This is a genomic window from Pseudooceanicola onchidii (genome assembly GCF_004959925.1).
Lineage (GTDB): Bacteria > Pseudomonadota > Alphaproteobacteria > Rhodobacterales > Rhodobacteraceae > Pseudooceanicola > Pseudooceanicola onchidii.
In genome coordinates this window covers 115,984-131,850 of the sequence record NZ_SPUW01000003.1, presented here as the reverse complement: position 1 = coordinate 131,850, position 15,867 = coordinate 115,984, and the positions used below count along the sequence as shown (strand labels likewise).

18 protein-coding genes are annotated in these 15,867 nt (G+C 66.4%); 13 read left to right on the top strand and 5 right to left on the bottom strand.

The features are described 5' to 3' along the window. From E4S58_RS13590 to E4S58_RS13580, 3 genes are read left to right on the top strand one after another with little or no spacing between them, the layout of a single operon-like run. A complete protein-coding gene (locus E4S58_RS13590; protein WP_136636979.1) occupies positions 1–939 on the top strand; it encodes a bifunctional riboflavin kinase/FAD synthetase in 939 nt (312 codons plus the stop codon). Continuing rightward, positions 936–1,409: a YcgN family cysteine cluster protein gene (locus E4S58_RS13585; RefSeq protein WP_136636978.1), complete on the top strand. Its 474-nt coding sequence runs from the start codon at positions 936–938 to the stop codon at positions 1,407–1,409. Before E4S58_RS13590 ends, E4S58_RS13585 begins: the two co-directional genes overlap by 4 nt. Next, entirely contained in the window at positions 1,409–2,455 is a 1,047-nt protein-coding gene (locus E4S58_RS13580; protein ID WP_136636977.1) for a threonine aldolase family protein, read from the top strand. Before E4S58_RS13585 ends, E4S58_RS13580 begins: the two co-directional genes overlap by 1 nt. 103 nt (positions 2,456–2,558) lie before the next feature. Here the strand turns inward: E4S58_RS13580 and E4S58_RS13575 are convergent, their stop codons facing one another. Both E4S58_RS13575 and E4S58_RS13570 read right to left on the bottom strand, forming a co-directional pair. After that, a complete protein-coding gene (locus E4S58_RS13575) occupies positions 2,559–3,368 on the bottom strand; it encodes an alpha/beta fold hydrolase (protein ID WP_136636976.1) in 810 nt (269 codons plus the stop codon). After that, positions 3,365–3,967, bottom strand: a complete 603-nt coding sequence (locus E4S58_RS13570; protein WP_136636975.1) for a 2-hydroxychromene-2-carboxylate isomerase — start codon at positions 3,965–3,967, stop codon at positions 3,365–3,367. Before E4S58_RS13570 ends, E4S58_RS13575 begins: the two co-directional genes overlap by 4 nt. A 104-nt stretch (positions 3,968–4,071) precedes the next feature. Between E4S58_RS13570 and E4S58_RS13565 the strand changes: the two genes are divergently transcribed. From E4S58_RS13565 to E4S58_RS13530, 8 genes are all read left to right on the top strand, one after another. Beyond that, on the top strand, positions 4,072–5,088 hold the full coding sequence (locus tag E4S58_RS13565; RefSeq protein ID WP_136636974.1) for a ribose-phosphate pyrophosphokinase: 1,017 nt from the start codon (positions 4,072–4,074) through the stop codon (positions 5,086–5,088). Between the two features lie 143 nt (positions 5,089–5,231). Then, on the top strand, positions 5,232–6,176 hold the full coding sequence (locus E4S58_RS13560) for an aspartate carbamoyltransferase catalytic subunit (protein WP_136636973.1): 945 nt from the start codon (positions 5,232–5,234) through the stop codon (positions 6,174–6,176). Further along, positions 6,173–6,613, top strand: coding sequence for a hypothetical protein (locus E4S58_RS13555; protein ID WP_136636972.1), 441 nt, complete (start codon positions 6,173–6,175; stop codon positions 6,611–6,613). The genes E4S58_RS13560 and E4S58_RS13555 overlap by 4 nt, the downstream gene beginning before the upstream one ends. Further along, positions 6,610–7,179, top strand: a complete 570-nt coding sequence (locus tag E4S58_RS13550; RefSeq protein WP_136636971.1) for an aspartate carbamoyltransferase catalytic subunit — start codon at positions 6,610–6,612, stop codon at positions 7,177–7,179. The genes E4S58_RS13555 and E4S58_RS13550 overlap by 4 nt, the downstream gene beginning before the upstream one ends. Further along, the gene (locus E4S58_RS13545; protein WP_136636970.1) at positions 7,176–7,715 is read left to right on the top strand and encodes a hypothetical protein; all 540 of its coding nucleotides are present in this window, start codon (positions 7,176–7,178) and stop codon (positions 7,713–7,715) included. The genes E4S58_RS13550 and E4S58_RS13545 overlap by 4 nt, the downstream gene beginning before the upstream one ends. Continuing rightward, entirely contained in the window at positions 7,712–8,980 is a 1,269-nt protein-coding gene (pyrC, locus tag E4S58_RS13540; RefSeq protein ID WP_136636969.1) for a dihydroorotase, read from the top strand. Before E4S58_RS13545 ends, pyrC begins: the two co-directional genes overlap by 4 nt. Next, positions 8,977–9,585 carry a glycerol-3-phosphate 1-O-acyltransferase PlsY gene (gene plsY, locus E4S58_RS13535; protein ID WP_205965392.1) on the top strand — a complete coding sequence of 203 codons (609 nt, stop codon included), beginning with the start codon at positions 8,977–8,979 and terminating at the stop codon, positions 9,583–9,585. Before pyrC ends, plsY begins: the two co-directional genes overlap by 4 nt. Positions 9,586–9,660: 75 nt before the next feature. After that, a complete protein-coding gene (locus E4S58_RS13530; RefSeq protein ID WP_136636968.1) occupies positions 9,661–10,227 on the top strand; it encodes a GbsR/MarR family transcriptional regulator in 567 nt (188 codons plus the stop codon). Between the two features lie 16 nt (positions 10,228–10,243). Here the strand turns inward: E4S58_RS13530 and E4S58_RS13525 are convergent, their stop codons facing one another. From E4S58_RS13525 to E4S58_RS13515, 3 genes are read right to left on the bottom strand one after another with little or no spacing between them, the layout of a single operon-like run. After that, complete coding sequence (locus tag E4S58_RS13525) at positions 10,244–11,614, bottom strand: glutamate--cysteine ligase (RefSeq protein WP_136636967.1); 1,371 nt, start codon at positions 11,612–11,614, stop codon at positions 10,244–10,246. A gap of 58 nt (positions 11,615–11,672) precedes the next feature. Then, positions 11,673–12,197 (bottom strand): hypothetical protein, encoded by a 525-nt coding sequence (locus E4S58_RS13520; RefSeq protein WP_136636966.1) that lies wholly within the window; start codon positions 12,195–12,197, stop codon positions 11,673–11,675. Next, entirely contained in the window at positions 12,194–12,916 is a 723-nt protein-coding gene (locus E4S58_RS13515; protein ID WP_136636965.1) for a 16S rRNA (uracil(1498)-N(3))-methyltransferase, read from the bottom strand. The genes E4S58_RS13520 and E4S58_RS13515 overlap by 4 nt, the downstream gene beginning before the upstream one ends. A gap of 11 nt (positions 12,917–12,927) precedes the next feature. Here E4S58_RS13515 and ubiA point away from each other — a divergent pair, with 11 nt between their 5' ends. Both ubiA and E4S58_RS13505 read left to right on the top strand, forming a co-directional pair. Beyond that, the gene (ubiA, locus tag E4S58_RS13510) at positions 12,928–13,905 is read left to right on the top strand and encodes a 4-hydroxybenzoate octaprenyltransferase (protein ID WP_136636964.1); all 978 of its coding nucleotides are present in this window, start codon (positions 12,928–12,930) and stop codon (positions 13,903–13,905) included. A 59-nt stretch (positions 13,906–13,964) separates the two neighbouring features. Beyond that, positions 13,965–15,866 carry an OmpA family protein gene (locus E4S58_RS13505; protein WP_136637587.1) on the top strand — a complete coding sequence of 634 codons (1,902 nt, stop codon included), beginning with the start codon at positions 13,965–13,967 and terminating at the stop codon, positions 15,864–15,866. Position 15,867 lies beyond the last annotated feature (1 nt).

The following is a 15,867-nucleotide window of genomic DNA, read 5'->3' as shown; positions in this document are numbered from 1 at the left end:
ATGAGGATCGTGCGCGACTATCAATACGTGACAGAGGCCGACCGGGGCGCCTCCATCGCCATCGGCAACTTCGACGGCGTGCACCATGGCCACCGCGCGGTGATCGATATCGCCCGGGCCGAGGCCACGCGCCTGGACGCCCCCCTTGGCGTCATGACCTTCGAACCGCACCCGCGACAGCTGTTCGCGCCCGACGCCGCGCCCTTCCGCCTGACCGGCCCCGCCGCCCGGGCACACCGGCTGGAAAAGATCGGCGTTGATGTCCTTTATGAGCTGACGTTCAACCCTGGCCTCGCGGCCCTGACGCCCGACGAATTCGCCAAACGCGTTCTGGTCGATGGCCTTGGCGTCCGCCATGTCACCGTCGGCGCCGATTTCCACTTCGGCGCGAAACGCGCGGGCACCGTCGACACGCTCCGCGCCTTCGGGGACACCTACGGGTTTGGCGTCACCATCGCCGAGCTGATCTCGGAAGGAACCGAGGAAGTGTCGTCCACCGCCATCCGCACCGCCCTGACCGAAGGCCGCCCGCGCGACGCCGCCGCGATGCTGGGCCACTGGCACCGCATCGAAGGCCCGGTGATCCGGGGCGATCAGCGCGGCCGCGACCTGGGCTATCCGACGGCCAACATGTCGATCACCGGGCTGCACCAGCCGAAGTTCGGCGTCTACGCCGTGCTGGTCGACGTGCTGACCGGCCCCCACAAGGGCAGCTATCACGGCGCGGCCTCGCTTGGCGTGCGGCCGCAGTTCGACGGCGAAACGCCCAACATCGAAACCTATGTCTTTGACTTCAAGGGCGATCTCTACGGCGAAACGCTGTCGGTCGCGCTGGTCGACTACCTGCGCCCCGAGGCCCGGTTCGACAGCCTTGACGCGCTGGTCGCCCAGATGGACGCCGACTGCGCCAAGGCCCGCACCATCCTGGAGCGGACATGACCGACGACCCGATCGACCGGTCCGGCCTCGCGCCGCGGTTCTGGGAAAAGAAACCGCTCGCCAAGATGACCCCCGCCGAATGGGAGGCGCTTTGCGATGGCTGCGGCAAGTGCTGCCTGAACAAGCTGGAAGACGAGGAAACGGGTGAGGTCGCCCTCACCCGCGTCGCCTGCCGCCTGTTGGACGATGCCACCTGCCGCTGCGCGCAGTACCCCATCCGCCACCAGTTCGTGCCGGAATGCATCACGCTCGACCCGAAGACCATCCAGGACAACATGTACTGGCTGCCCCAGACCTGCGCCTATCGGCTGCTGGCCGAAGGGCGTCCGCTGTACGACTGGCACCCGCTGATCAGTGGCACGGCCGAGTCGGTCCACCGCGCAGGCGTGTCCGTCCGGGGCATGACCTATTCGGAATTCGAGGTCGCCGACGAAGACTGGGAAGACCACATAATAGAGGAGCCGCTCTGATGTACTTTGGATCCGACAACACGGGCCCCGTTCACCCGCAAATCATGCAGGCCCTGACCGAAGCCAACACGGGCTACACCGGGTCCTATGGCGCCGACCCCTTGATGGACGAGGTCCGCGCCCGCATCCGCGAGATCTTCGAGGCGCCCGAGGCGGCGGTCTACCTTGTGGCCACCGGCACCGCCGCCAACTGCCTGGCGCTGTCGTGCTACTGTCCGCCGACGCACACGGTCTTCTGTTCGCCCGTCGCGCATATCTACGAAGACGAATGCAACGGCCCCGAATTCTACACCGGCGGCGCCAAGCTGACCCTGGTGGGGGACGCCGACAAGATGACGCCGGACGCCCTGCGCGCCGCGATCGAGGCCGAGGAGGTGCGCGGCGTCCACGGCCCGCAGCGCGGCCCGGTCTCGATCACCCAGGCCACCGAAAAGGGCCAGACCTTCACGGTGGCCGAACTGACTGCGCTGACCTCGGTCGCACGTGACTACGGCCTGCCCGTCCACATGGACGGCGCGCGCTTTGCCAACGCGCTGGTCGCCACCAACTGCACGCCCTCCGAAATGACATGGCGCGCGGGCGTCGACGTGCTCTCCTTCGGCGGCACCAAGAACGGCTGCATGGGGGTCGAGGCGGTCGTGATGTTCGATCCGGACAAGGCCTGGGAGTTTGAGCTGCGCCGCAAGCGGGGCGCACACCTCTTTTCCAAGCACCGCTACCTGTCGGCGCAGATGGCCGCCTACCTGCGCGATGATCTCTGGCTGTCGACGGCCCGCGCGGCCAATGCCAACATGGCGAAACTGGCCGACGGGTTGCGCGCCCTGCCCGAAGCTGACTTCCTGTATGAACCCGCGGTCAACATGGCCTTCCTCACCCTGCCCCGTCGCCGCCTGAAGGCGCTCAAGGACGCAGGTGCGGTCTTCAACGTCTGGGCGGGATCGCTGGACGACGGCGATGCGGATGAACCGCTGACCACGCGGCTTGTGACCGACTGGGCCCTGCCCGAGGCCGAGATCGACCGCTTCCTCGACCTCGCCCGTGCCTGACGAACGCTGACAACAACCGGGCGCCCGGCGTCCGGTCTTCCTCTGGTCCCATATCCTCGGGGGTCCGGGGGCAGACAGCCCCCGGCGGCCGGCCATCTGACGCCTAGCCTAGGAACTCCGCCACCATCGGCCCGACCACGTCCGCGTGGCTGATCGGCACCATGTGTCCGGCCCCCGCCACAGTCTCCAACCGCGCGTCGCGGATCAGATCCTGCAGGGCCAGCACGATCCGGTGGCTTCCCTCGGGGCTCTCGGCCCCGTCGATCAAAAGCGCCGGCACCGGCATCTTCGCGATCAGCCCATCCGCCAGGATTCCGTCCGGATCGCCGTTGTTGGTGACCATGACGGCCTCGACCAGCTTCATCTGCTCGGTGAACAGGTCCTGCTGCTCGGCCGTCATCTCCTCCCACGGCTGGCCGCCGCCCCAGTCGCCCAGGAATGCCTTGGCGGCCGCGCGATAGTCCTTGGCCTGAAACCCGTCGTAGACCGGATTGGGCAGCGCCTTCTGCGCGGCCGCCCAGTCAGGATCGGCGGCATAGGCTGCGGTGAAGAACACCGGCTCGACCAGCACCATGCGCCGCACCAGGTCGGGCGCGGTGGCCGCAAGGCGCAGGCAGGCCGTTGCGCCGAAGGAATGGCCGACCAGATCGACCGGCGCCTGCCATTCCGCGATCATCTCGCGCATCTGCTGCACCACGGCGTCCTGATAGCCGCACTCGAAATCCCAGGGCGCGCTGCGTCCGTGCCCCGGCAGATCGAAGGCGCGACATTCGTGACTGGCCGACAGATACCCCGCAACGCCCTTCCACGCCCCGGAATGGGCCAGCGAACAATGCACCATGAGAGCACGCCCCGGCCCACCCGGCCAGCTGCGCACCGCCGTGTCGCGTCCCGCGTAGATCTTCGATGTCACGAAAGCGCCCCCGACAGGTAAAGGTCCAGCATGTCGAGCCGGTCCTGCCCCCAGAACCCTTCCACCCCGTCGACAAGGTAGAAGGGAGCCCCGAAAGCACCGACCTGGATCGCCTCTTCGGTGTTGGCCTCATAGGCCATGGCGCCGGTCAGCATCCCGCCGCTGGCGAGGTCGGGGTCGAACCCCGCCGCTGACAGGCAGTCACGGATCACGGCCTCGTCGGCCACGTTCTTTTCCTCGGCCCAGCAGGCCCGCAGGATGGATTGCACCAGCGCGCCCGTGTCGCCGCCGCCCGCCGCCTGCGCGGCGATGATCGCATAGGACGCGGGCGCCGGATTGGTCGGGAAATGCGCAGGTTCCAGCGTCAGCGGCATCTTCAGCGCCGCGCGCCACCGCTTCAGTTCCTGCATGCGGTAATCCTTGCGCGCCTGCGACCGCTGCGCCAGCGGCAGACCGCCCGTGGATTGGAACACCCGGTTCATGTCGCAGGGTTTGTAAGTGATGGTCGCGCCGTGCTTTTCCGCGATCTCTTCCAGGCGATTGCCGCCCAGGTAGGTCCAGGGAGAGACTGTTACGAAATAATAGTCGATATGCGGCATCTTATCCTCCCCGCCGGTTTGGCAAGACCCTACCTAGGTGGTAAGCGGGGTTCAACGTCACGAATCTGTCACGCCGCCTTTGCGTCAGAACCATCGGAGCTGCCATGCCGAACGTCGTCGAACCCAAGCTTATCGCCGGGAATGCCAACCTGCCGCTCGCCTCGGCCATCACGCGTCGCATGTCGATCCATCGGGGGGTGAACCTCGACCTGGTCGATGCCCGCGTCGAGAGGTTCAACGACGGCGAGATCTTCGTCGAGGTCTTTGAAAACGTCCGCGGCGAGGACATGTTCATCATCCAGTCGACGTCGAACCCGGCGAACGACAACCTGATGGAACTGCTGATCATGGCCGATGCGCTGCGCCGGTCCTCGGCCTCCCGCGTCACTGCCGTGATCCCCTATTTCGGCTATGCCCGCCAGGACCGCCGGACCAAGCCGCGCACGCCGATCACCGCCAAGCTGGTCGCCAATATGCTGGTCGAGAGCGGCATCAGCCGCGTCCTGACGATGGACCTGCACGCAGCCCAGATCCAGGGCTTCTTCGACATCCCCGTCGACAACCTCTATGCCAGCCCGATCTTTGCGCTCGACATCAAGGAAAAGTTCAAGGGCCGGATGGAAGAGATCATGGTCGTGTCGCCCGACGTCGGCGGCGTGGCCCGCGCCCGCGAACTGGCGAAACGCATCGACGCCCCGCTGTCGATCGTGGACAAGCGCCGCGAAAAGCCCGGCGAAGTCGCGGAAATGACCGTGATCGGCGACGTGAAGGACAAGATCGCCATCATGATCGACGACATGTGCGACACGGCCGGCACGCTGTGCAAGGCGGCGGAACTGCTGACCGAATATGGTGCCAAGGAAGTTCACGCCTATATCACTCACGGCGTCCTGTCGGGCCCGGCGGTCGAACGGATCTCGAATTCGGTCCTGAAGAACCTGGTGATCACCGACACCATCGCGGCGCCCGATGCCGTGAAGGACTGCGCCCAGATCCGCATCCTGCCGACCGCGCCGCTTTTTGCGCAGGCGATCCTGAACATCTGGAACGGCACCTCGGTTTCGTCGCTGTTTGAGACCCGGTCGATGGAGCCGATCTACGAGGGTGTCTTCCGCAGCTGAGCGGCGGAGTGAGGGGGCCGTCTGCCCCCTCTTGGCCTATGGCCAATTCACCCCCGAGGATATGAAGACCAGAGGAAGCCCGGACCCGGACTTGTGAGCCGCGCCCGGGATTTCTATAAGCGAGGCAACGCGAGGGAGGCACCATGGGTTTCAGACAGGACCACCTGCTTGGCATCGAACCGCTGGCCCCGGACGAGATCGGCGAGATCCTGGATCTGGCCGACGACTATGTCGCCCTGTCGCGCAGCGCCGACAAGCATTCTGAGGCCCTGCGCGGCCTGACCCAGATCAACATGTTCTTCGAGAATTCGACCCGCACGCAGGCCAGTTTCGAACTGGCGGGCAAGCGTCTGGGCGCGGATGTGATGAACATGGGCATGTCGACCTCTTCGGTGAAGAAGGGCGAGACGTTGATCGACACCGCGATGACGCTGAACGCCATGCAGCCCGATCTGCTGGTCGTGCGGCACCCGCAGTCCGGCGCGGTCGACCTGCTGAGCCAGAAGGTCAACTGTGCCGTGCTGAACGCGGGCGACGGGCGTCACGAACACCCCACGCAGGCGCTGCTGGATGCGCTGACCATCCGCCGCAAGAAAGGCCGCCTGCACCGGCTGTCGATTGCGATTTGCGGCGACATCGCCCACAGCCGCGTCGCCCGGTCCAACATCATCCTGCTGGGCAAGATGGAGAACCGCGTGCGACTTGTCGGCCCGCCGACGCTGATGCCTGCGGGCATGGCCGACCTGGGCTGCGAGGTCTACGAGGACATGGCCCAGGGATTGCAGGACGTTGACGTCGTGATGATGCTGCGGCTTCAGAAAGAACGGATGGACGGCGGTTTCATCCCGTCCGAGCGCGAGTATTACCACCTCTATGGACTGGACGCCGAAAAGCTGTCGCACGCCAAGGAGGACGCCATCGTCATGCACCCCGGCCCGATGAACCGCGGCGTCGAGATCGACGGCACCCTGGCCGACGACATCAACCGGTCGGTCATCCAGGAACAGGTCGAGATGGGCGTGGCCGTCCGCATGGCCGCCATGGACCTGCTGGCGCGCAACCTGAAGACGCGGAGGGCGGCGGCGTGATCCGACCCGATCCCGGTGAACAGGTCATCGCACGCCGCGACCGAAGCGCCGGGCCGCTGCTGGCGGGTATCGTGCTGACCGCGATGCTGGCGATGGCGATCTATGCCGTCGCGACCTGGGCCCTGACAGGGGCGGTCCATATGGTGGGGCTTTTGCATTTCCTTGCCGTTTTCAGCGGCTTCAACGCCATAGCTCATCTTCTGGTCCGGCGGCGTCTGGATTATTGCCTGACCGACCGGCGGCTGCTGATCGCGCCGGACCGGGTCATTCCGCTGGACGAGATCCGCAGTTTCGACGTCGGCGCGCATTCCCTGACCGTGAAGACCTGCGACCGCGATCACCGGATCGTCGCCCTCGCCAGCCCCGCCTGGCTGGCCACGCGCCTGAACCGCTGCCGCGCCGCCACCGCGCCCGACACCGGACAGGTGGCCGCATGAGCGGACGCAATCACGCCGCCACCGGCGAAGGCTGGGATGGCGTTCTGGCCCCCGGAGAGGAGATCCTGTGGCAGGGGCGTCCGGATGCAGCCTTCGTGATCGGCGTGGCGCAGATCGGGGGCGCGCTGTTCGGCCTGTTCTTTGCCGGGTTCGCCGCCGTCTGGATGATGATGGCCTCGATGGCGGGGGGGTATTTCTGGAGCTTCGGGCTGATCCATTTCTCGGTCGGGATCTCGCTGGCATTCGGCGCCTTCTTCTGGGGACCCTGGCGGCGCAGGCACACCTGGTACACGCTGACCGACCGCCGCGCCTTCATCGCGACCGACATGCCGCTGGCCGGGCGGCGTCTGCGGTCGTGGCAGATCGACGGCGACAGCGTTCTCGAGTTCAAGGCGGACAATCTTGTGACCATCAATTTCGCCAAGGAATACCGGCAGACCAAGAACGGCACGCGGGCGGTCGATATCGGCTTCGAACGGCTTGAGGACGGCCACGAGGTCTATCGCCTGATGACCAACGTCCGTGACCGCCGCCTGGCGGATCAACAAGCAAAGGGCACAGCATGACCCTGACCTCCGGCGACCGCGAGACGGTCCACCTGTTCACCGCCAATCTGGACGAAGACGCGCTTTGGTCCTTCGTGACGCCCGATCCCGACACCGGGGCTTATCCGCTGCGCGAGGCCCTGGGCGTCGACAGCCTGGATGACACGCAGGTCGAAGGCGCGGTGGCCGAGGATCTGGACGGCATCGGCCTGGCCGGGTTCCTGACCGAAGGCATTGGCGTGGACGAGGGGCAGATCGCCGCCGACCGCGCCCGGATCGACGCCATCCGGGGCGCTGTGGTCATCATCAAGGGGGCGGCCTTCGACGGCGCGCATGTCCCCTTGTCGCCCAAACCGCCGCTGGCGCATTTCGGCAGCTGGTCGATGACCCCGGTCGCCACCACGATGGAACCGCTGCGCAGCGAAGCGGCCAGCGGCATCACCACCCCGGCGCCGCAGCCCGCGCCGGTGAATGCCCCGAAGACCAGCCGCCTGACGCTCTGGCTTTTGCTGGGCATGGCGGCGCTGATCCTCATCGTCATGGGACTATTCGCATGAGCGCCACGACCCTTACCAATCTGCGCCTGATCGACCCCGAGACCGGGACCGAGACGACCGGCGGCCTGACCCTGAAGGATGGCGTGATCACGGCCCGCCATGACGGCGCCGGTGACGGCATCGACTGTGGCGGGCTTTGCCTGGCGCCCGGCATCGTCGATATCGGGGTGAAGGTCTGCGAGCCGGGCGAACGGCACAAGGAAAGCTTCGGCTCGGCCGGTCAGGCGGCGGCGGCGGGTGGCGTCACCACCATGGTCACCTGTCCCGACACCAGCCCGACCATCGACAATCCCGAAACGCTTGAATTCGTCGCCCGCCGCGCGCGCGAAGCCTCGCCCGTCCGCGTGCTGCCCATGGCTGCGCTGACCAAGGGCCGCGCCGGCACGGAAATGACCGAGATCGGGTTTCTGATGGACGCGGGCGCCGTGGCCTTCACCGATGGCGATCACGTCGTGACCTCGGCCAAGGTGCTGAGCCGGGCGCTGACCTATGCCCGGTCGCGCGGCGCGCTGGTCGTCGGCCACGTGCAGGAACCGGTGCTGTCGGACGGTGCCTGCGCCACCTCGGGCAAGTTCGCGTCCCTGCGGGGCCTGCCCGCCGTCAGCCCGATGGCGGAACGCATGGGAATCGACCGCGACATCGCCCTGCTCGAGATGACGGGCGCGCGCTATCACGTCGACCAGATCACGACTGCCCGCGCCCTGCCCGCGCTTGAACGCGCCAAGGGCAACGGTCTGGACATCACGGCGGGCGTGTCGATCCACCACCTGACGCTGAACGAGCTTGATGTCGCCAATTACAGAACCTTCTTCAAAGTCAAACCGCCGCTGCGCCACGAAGATGACCGCAAGGCCGTGGTCGAGGCCGTGGCGTCAGGACTGATCGACATCATCTGTTCCATGCACACGCCGCAGGACGAGGAAAGCAAACGCCTGCCCTACGAGGCCGCCGCCAGTGGCGCCGTCGGATTGCAGACGCTGCTGCCCGCAGCCATGCGGCTTTTCCATTCCGGCGACCTGACCCTGCCGCAGCTGTTCCGCGCCCTGTCGCTGAACCCGGCGAAACGGCTGGGCCTGCCGCAGGGGCGGCTGGCGGTCGGCGCCCCGGCGGACCTTGTGCTGTTCGACCCGGACGCGCCCTTCATCATGGACCGCTTCAAACTGTTGTCCAAATCCAAGAACACCCCCTTTGACGAGGCCCGGATGCAGGGCCGCGTCCGCGCCACATGGGTCGCCGGCAACCAGGTCTTCGGAGCACCGCTATGATCCCCGAAATCGTCACCCCGTCGCTTGCCCTGCTGGCCTGGGCCATCACCGGCTATATCCTTGGGTCGATCCCCTTCGGCATCGTGATCGCCCGGATCTTCGGCCTGGGCGACCTGCGCCAGGTCGGGTCGGGCAACATCGGGGCCACCAACGTGCTGCGGACGGGCAACAAGACGGCTGCTGCGCTGACCCTGATCCTCGACAGCGGCAAGGGGGCGGCGGCGGTGCTGATCGCGCGCAGCCTTGCCGCCGAAGACGCGGTGCAACTGGCGGGCGTTGCGGCCTTCCTGGGTCACTGTTTTCCGATCTGGCTGAAATTCAAGGGCGGCAAGGGGGTCGCGACCTTCCTTGGCCTGCTGCTGGCCTATTTCTTCCCGCTTGGCCTTGCCGCCTGCGCCACCTGGCTTGCGACGGCGGTGATCCTGCGCATCTCGTCGCTGTCGGCGCTGACAGCCGCCCTTCTGGCGCCGGTCTGGGCCGGGCTTCTGGGCGTGCCGCAGGCCATCGCCATGTGTGTCGCGCTGGCGACGCTGATCTTCATCCGCCACCGGCCGAACATCGACCGTCTGGTCGCCGGAACCGAGCCCAAGATCGGGAAAAAGTGACACCCGGCCCGTCCGCCGCTAGGACAATTCGGTAAGGTATGTTACTTTCTGAATTGTCAGAAAGGAGGGGACGCAATGCAACTCACTCCATCCATGCAGAATTTTGTCCTTCACTGGGGGGACATGGGGTCGAAGTGGGGGCTTAACCGCTCTGTCGCGCAGATCCACGCGCTGCTGCACCTTTCCCCCGAACCTCTTACGGCCGAGGAAATCGCCACCTCGCTCAGCCTCGCGCGGTCGAACATCTCGACCGGGCTGAAGGAACTGGCGGCCTGGCAGCTGATCCGCACCTCGCGCAAGCTGGGGGATCGGCGGGAATACTACACCTCGATCGGCGATATCTTCGATCTGGTCGAGGCCGTCATCGCCGCCCGCCGGGACCGCGAATTCACCCCCACCCTCGCCGCGCTGCGCGAGCTTCAGGCAACGGCGGAAACCGACGACACGCCGCCGGAGGTGAAGACCCGGCTGGCCGAAACCATCGAGGCGATGCAGCAACTGGACGGCTGGTATCAAAGCATCGCTGCCCTGCCCCGCGGCACGCAACTGGCGCTTCTGAAGACCGGGGCAACCATCGGGGACCTTATGGCCCCCGCGCCCAAGAAGAAGAAAAAGAAAAAGAAGGCCGATCCTGAAGAGTGACCGGCCAACCTTCTGGTCAGTAAGAATATTCCGGATAGATGCGCGACAGGTCGCCGGCCCATTCGCCGTTGTATTTCGCAAGCAGCTCGTCCGCCGGAACCATCCCCGAGTCGATGCTTTCCTTCAGCGCGTTCAGGAAATGCGTCTCGTCCGGGATCAGCCCGCCGGCCCCGGGCCGCGCCCGCGCCTTCAGACCGGCATCAGCGATCGCCACGACCTCGCGCGCGATGTCGTGCATGTCGATCCCGTCGACCTTGGCCTGCAGCCCGTGCACGCCGGCCTCGACATGCAGCGCGGCGCGCTGCTCATCGGTCCAGTCCTTCACCAGATCCCACGCGGCATCCAGTGCGGTCTGGTCATAGGTCAGCCCGACCCAGAACGCAGGCAGCGCACACAGCCGCCGCCACGGCCCGCCATCCGCACCGCGCATTTCGATGAACTTCTTCATCCGCGCCTCGGGGAACAGCGTTGTCAGGTGGTCGGCCCAGTCAGACAGGGTCGGCACCTCGCCCGGCAGGGCGGGCAACTGGCCTTTCAGAAAGTCCCGGAAACTTTGACCAAGCGCGTCGATGTACTTGCCGTCGCGATAGACGAAGTACATCGGCACATCGAGCGCATAGTCGACCCAGTTCTCGAACCCGAAGCCATCGTCGAAGACGAAGGGCACCATGCCCGTGCGCGCATCATCCAGGTGCCGCCAGACATAGTTGCGGAAGCTTTTGACGCCGTTCGGCTTGCCCTCGAAGAAGGGCGAATTGGCGAACAGGGCATTGGCCACCGGCTGCAACGCCACGGCCACGCGCATCTTCTGGACCATGTCGGCCTCGGACGCGAAATCGAGGTTCACCTGCACGGTGCAGGTCCGGCGCATCATCACCCGGCCCATGGTTCCGACGCTGCCCATGTAGGCGTCCATCAGCTTGTACCGCCCCTTGGGCATCAGCGGCATGTCCTCGTGCGTCCAGTCGGGCGCGGCACCCAGACCGATGAAGCCGACACCGACCTTGTCGGCGATGTCCTTCACGTCGGCCAGGTGCTGGTTCACCTCGTCGCAGGTCTGGTGGATCGTCTCAAGCGGGGCGCCCGACAGCTCAAGCTGCCCGCCGGGTTCAAGCGAGACGTTCGCGCCGTCCTTGGTCAGGCCGATCAGCTTGCCGGCCTCTTCCAGCGGATCCCAGCCATGGCCGTCGCGCAGCCCTTCCAGAACCGCCAGAACCGACCGTTCGCCGTCATAGGGAATGGGCTTCAGGCTGTCCTTGCAATAGCCGAACTTCTCGTGCTCGGTCCCGATGCGCCAGTCCTGCTTGGGCTTGCAGCCGCTTTCCAGGTATTCGGTCAGCTGCTCGGGCCGCTCGATCGGGCCGCCTCCGGACTGGGGAATGGACATGTCTGCGGTCTCCGCGAAGTGGCTTGTCCGACTTGGATGGTCGGAATTGAGGGGGGTGTCAATGCAGGCGCATACGATCCCGGGATTTCTCCCAGATGACGACGCGGCGCGGCATGTCGCTGCGGCGCATTTCTTCCAGCATCCGGTCGGTCTTGATCCCCGGCAGGGCGGCGAAGACATCGAAAAGCGCATCCGCCCCTTCGGCGTTCAGCGGCACCTGAAGCGCGGGTTGCCCGGGCTGGTCCAGAACCCAGCAGGGCGGCGCGCTCTCTCCGTCAAGGCTCAGGCGGGTCAGTTCGCTCAGCGCCACGGCGCCGCCGGTCAGAGGCCCGAAATAGGCCACCTGCCCCTCGTCGACGGTCACGACCCCCGGCCCGCCCGACCCGGTGCGAAACCGCCCGCGCTGGACCCCGGCAAAGGCCATGACCGGACCCAGGGCAGCAAGCCCCCAGCCCAGCCACGCCAGAAGACCCCATGAGGTCAACGCCCAGTAAAGGCCCAAGGCCATCACGCCCAGCCCGATCAGCGCCTCGTGCCAGCGCGCGATCCAGGCGCGCAATTCGGGCCGGATCAGATCGGTCATGACCAGTCGCCCAGGGCGTCCTGCCACAGCGTCATCGCCGCGACCGCCGCCGTGTCGGCACGCAGGATCCGTGGCCCGAGCGCCACCGGGTGGGCATAGTCGAGCCCGCGCAGCCGTGCGCGTTCGGCCTCGGAAAAGCCGCCCTCGGGCCCGATCAGGATGCCCCATGGGCCTCGGATATCCGGAAGGCCTGCCGATCCGCCCACCAGCGACTCGTCACAGAACATCAGCTGCCGCCCCTCTGGCCAGTCGGCCAGAACCCGGTCCAGCCGCAGGGGTTCGGCCACCTCGGGCACATAGGTGCCGCCGCATTGTTCGGCCGCCTCGACGCAATGCGCCTGCAGCCGGTCGACCCGGACACGTTCGGAATTGGTGTAATCGGTCATCACCGGGACGATCCGCCGCGCCCCCATCTCGGCCGCCTTTTCGACGATGAAATCGGTGCGGGCCTTCTTGATCGGCGCGAAGATCAGCCAGAGGTCCGGCGGGTCCGACTGCGGGGCGCTTTGCCCGACGCAGGCCAGTACGCCGTTGCGCTTGTTGCCGGTCACGACCTCGGCCCGCCATTCGCCGTCGCGCCCGTTGAACAGCGCCACCGCGTCGCCGGGGGTCATCCGCATCACGTTGAACAGGTAATTGGCCTGATCACGATCGAGAGGAACGGTTTGCCCCGCCCCCAATGGGTGATCTACATAGAGCCTGACTTTTGCACGATCCATGAGGCCTACATATGACCGAGGGCACGACGACGCCAGAGGGAACCCCGACAGACGGACAGGTCTCGGACGCGGTGCGTGGCAACTGGGTGGACCGCCTGGCCCCGCCCTGGACCCGCCCCTACCTGCGGCTCAGCCGGGCGGACCGGCCGATCGGCACCTGGCTTCTGCTGCTGCCCTGCTGGTGGGGTCTGGCGCTGGCCATGCTGTCGGACGGGCGCGCGGGATGGTCGGACCTGTGGATCGCCCTGGGCTGCGGGCTGGGCGCCTGGCTGATGCGCGGCGCGGGCTGCACCTGGAACGACATCACCGACCGTCACATCGACGGATCGGTCGAACGCACCCGGTCGCGGCCCATCCCCTCGGGGCAGGTGACGACGAAACAGGCACTGGCCTGGATGGTCGTGCAGGCGGTGGTGGCCTTCGTCATCCTGCTGACCTTCCCGCCCATGGCCATCGCGCTTGGCGTGCTGTCACTGGCCCCTGTCGCCATCTATCCCTTTGCCAAGCGGTTCACCTGGTGGCCGCAGATCTTCCTGGGCCTTGCCTTCAACTGGGGCGCCCTGCTTGCCTGGACCGCCCACACCGGCGCGCTGTCGTGGCAGCCGGTTGTCCTGTATGTTGCGGGCATCGCCTGGACGCTGTTCTACGACACGATCTATGCGCATCAGGACAAGGAAGACGACGCGCTGATCGGCGTGAAGTCCACCGCGCGCCTCTTTGCCGAACAGACGCCCCGCTGGTTGAAACGCTTCCTGATTCTGGCCGTGTCGCTGATGGGGGTCGCGGTGATCGGATCGCTGCTGCCCGGGGCCAATCCCCTGGCGCTGGTCCTGGCGCTGGCCGGGCCCTGGGCCTTTGGCTGGCACATGGCCTGGCAGCTTCGGCGTCTTGAAATGGACAACAATGACCGGCTGCTCATGCTATTCCGGTCAAATCGGGACGCGGGCCTGCTGCCCTTGCCGTTTTTCGCCGCTGCCTTCCTGGTGTGATTGCGCCGAAGGGGAATCCAAACTAAACCCTTCGCAATGCCAACAGAATGCGTGAAGTGATGCGTCTGTCCTCTGTCACGATCCTGGTGGGAACCTTCCTTGGTGCCGCCCTGATCTCCTTAGTCGTTGCCACCTTTGCCGCAGCCGCGATCGAACGAAGTTCGGCCGACGGCGTGAAGATGGAACTGGATATGGAGGGCATCAGCTGGGCCGATGTGACCTCGGACGGGTTGCAGGTCGAACTGACCGGCACCGCCCCGACCGAAGCCGAACGGTTCCGCGCCATCACCGTGGCGGGCCAGATCGTCGATGCCACCCGGGTGATCGACAAGATGAAGGTCGCCGACAGCGAAGGCCTTGCCGCCCCGCGCTTTTCCATCGAACTGCTGCGCAACGAAGGCCAACTGTCGCTGATCGGCCTGATCCCGGCCGAAACCGACCGCGAGGCGCTGATCGAAAAGCTGGACGCGCTGCCCAATGTCGACAAGGTCACCGACCTGTTGGAGGTGGCAAGCTATCCGGCCCCCGACGGCTGGCAGCTGACCCTGGATTTCGCCGCCGCCGCACTGAAGGACCTGCCGCGCTCGAAGATCTCGCTTGCCGCCAAGGAAGTCACGATCACCGCGATGACCGCCAGCCTCGAGCGGCAAAGAGAGCTTGAGACCCGTCTGAACCGCCGCGCCGGGGGCAGCATCGACCTGACCCTCGCCCTGTCGGCCCCGCGCCCGGTGATCACGCCCTTCACCCTGCGCTATATCATCGACGACACTGGCGGCCGGTTCGATGCCTGTTCCGCCGACACAGAAGCCGCCCGCGACCGCATCATCACCGCTGCCGAAGGCACCGGGTTGAACGGCGAAGCGCGCTGCACCCTGGGTCTTGGCGTGCCCTCGCCCGAATGGGACGCGGCGACAAGTTCGGCCATCCTTGCGCTTGGCCGGATCGGCAAGGGCACTGTCACCTTCTCGGACGCGGACATCAGCCTGATCGCCGCCGAAAGCACCGACCGCGCCACCTTTGACCGCGTGATCGGGGAACTTGAGAACGCCCTGCCCGATGTCTTCGCCCTGCACGCGGTCCTGCCCGAACCCGAGGCCGGCGCGCCCCGCGGCCCGGCCGAATTCAGCGCCACCCTGTCGCCCGAAGGCCAGGTGCAGCTGCGCGGCCGCATCCGCACCGACCTGTCGCGCAAGACCGCCGACAGCTATGCCAAGTCGCGCTTCGGCAGCGAAAACGTCTATTTCGCCGCCCGCCTCGACGACACCCTGCCCGAAGGCTGGTCGCTGCGTGTTCTGGCCGGGTTGCAGGCCCTGTCGGAACTGGCGCACGGCGCGGTGGTCGTGACCGAGGACAGCGTCAAGATCAACGGCACCACCGGCAACAAGGACGCCAGCGCCGACATCGCGCGGATCCTGTCCGAGCAGCTGGGCGAGGGTCAGGAATTCCGCATCGACGTGGCCTACAACGAAAAACTTGATCCCGACGCGGCCCGTCCCCCGCCCGAGAAATGCATCGCCGACATGAACGCGATTCAGTCGACCCGAAAGATCAACTTTGAACCGGGCTCGGCCACCGTGACGGGCGACAGCCGGTCGGTGCTGGATGACCTGGCCGAGGTGCTGCGTTTCTGCGGGCCGCTGCGGATCGAGATCGGCGGCCACACCGACAGCCAGGGGCGCGAGGAAATGAACCTCGACCTGTCGCAACAGCGCGCCGACACCGTGATCGCCGAGCTGCGCACCCGTCGCGTCGTCACGGGCGGCTTCGTCGCCACCGGCTATGGCGAAACCCAGCCCATTGGCGACAACGGCACCGAAGAGGGCCGCGAGGAAAACCGCCGCATCGAATTCAGCCTGATCTCGGCCCCGACCGAAGAGGCCACGGGCGAAAGCGGTCTTGAAAACGGTGACGCAGCCGGCCAAGACAACGAAGAAGAGCCTGAACCGGCCGAAAAGGAATAAG

What these genes read in the sequence shown, in the direction of transcription:
- E4S58_RS13520 (WP_136636966.1), bottom strand. Translation starts at nt 12,197, where the DNA reads ATGACCGATCTGATCCGGCCCGAATTGCGCGCCTGGATCGCGCGCTGG.
- pyrC (WP_136636969.1), top strand. Translation starts at nt 7,712, where the DNA reads ATGAGCGCCACGACCCTTACCAATCTGCGCCTGATCGACCCCGAGACC.
- E4S58_RS13565 (WP_136636974.1), top strand. Translation starts at nt 4,072, where the DNA reads ATGCCGAACGTCGTCGAACCCAAGCTTATCGCCGGGAATGCCAACCTG.
- plsY (WP_205965392.1), top strand. Translation starts at nt 8,977, where the DNA reads ATGATCCCCGAAATCGTCACCCCGTCGCTTGCCCTGCTGGCCTGGGCC.
- ubiA (WP_136636964.1), top strand. Translation starts at nt 12,928, where the DNA reads ATGACCGAGGGCACGACGACGCCAGAGGGAACCCCGACAGACGGACAG.
- E4S58_RS13550 (WP_136636971.1), top strand. Translation starts at nt 6,610, where the DNA reads ATGAGCGGACGCAATCACGCCGCCACCGGCGAAGGCTGGGATGGCGTT.
- E4S58_RS13590 (WP_136636979.1), top strand. Translation starts at nt 1, where the DNA reads ATGAGGATCGTGCGCGACTATCAATACGTGACAGAGGCCGACCGGGGC.
- E4S58_RS13505 (WP_136637587.1), top strand. Translation starts at nt 13,965, where the DNA reads ATGCGTCTGTCCTCTGTCACGATCCTGGTGGGAACCTTCCTTGGTGCC.
- E4S58_RS13560 (WP_136636973.1), top strand. Translation starts at nt 5,232, where the DNA reads ATGGGTTTCAGACAGGACCACCTGCTTGGCATCGAACCGCTGGCCCCG.
- E4S58_RS13525 (WP_136636967.1), bottom strand. Translation starts at nt 11,614, where the DNA reads ATGTCCATTCCCCAGTCCGGAGGCGGCCCGATCGAGCGGCCCGAGCAG.
- E4S58_RS13580 (WP_136636977.1), top strand. Translation starts at nt 1,409, where the DNA reads ATGTACTTTGGATCCGACAACACGGGCCCCGTTCACCCGCAAATCATG.
- E4S58_RS13545 (WP_136636970.1), top strand. Translation starts at nt 7,176, where the DNA reads ATGACCCTGACCTCCGGCGACCGCGAGACGGTCCACCTGTTCACCGCC.
- E4S58_RS13515 (WP_136636965.1), bottom strand. Translation starts at nt 12,916, where the DNA reads ATGGATCGTGCAAAAGTCAGGCTCTATGTAGATCACCCATTGGGGGCG.
- E4S58_RS13585 (WP_136636978.1), top strand. Translation starts at nt 936, where the DNA reads ATGACCGACGACCCGATCGACCGGTCCGGCCTCGCGCCGCGGTTCTGG.
- E4S58_RS13570 (WP_136636975.1), bottom strand. Translation starts at nt 3,967, where the DNA reads ATGCCGCATATCGACTATTATTTCGTAACAGTCTCTCCCTGGACCTAC.
- E4S58_RS13530 (WP_136636968.1), top strand. Translation starts at nt 9,661, where the DNA reads ATGCAACTCACTCCATCCATGCAGAATTTTGTCCTTCACTGGGGGGAC.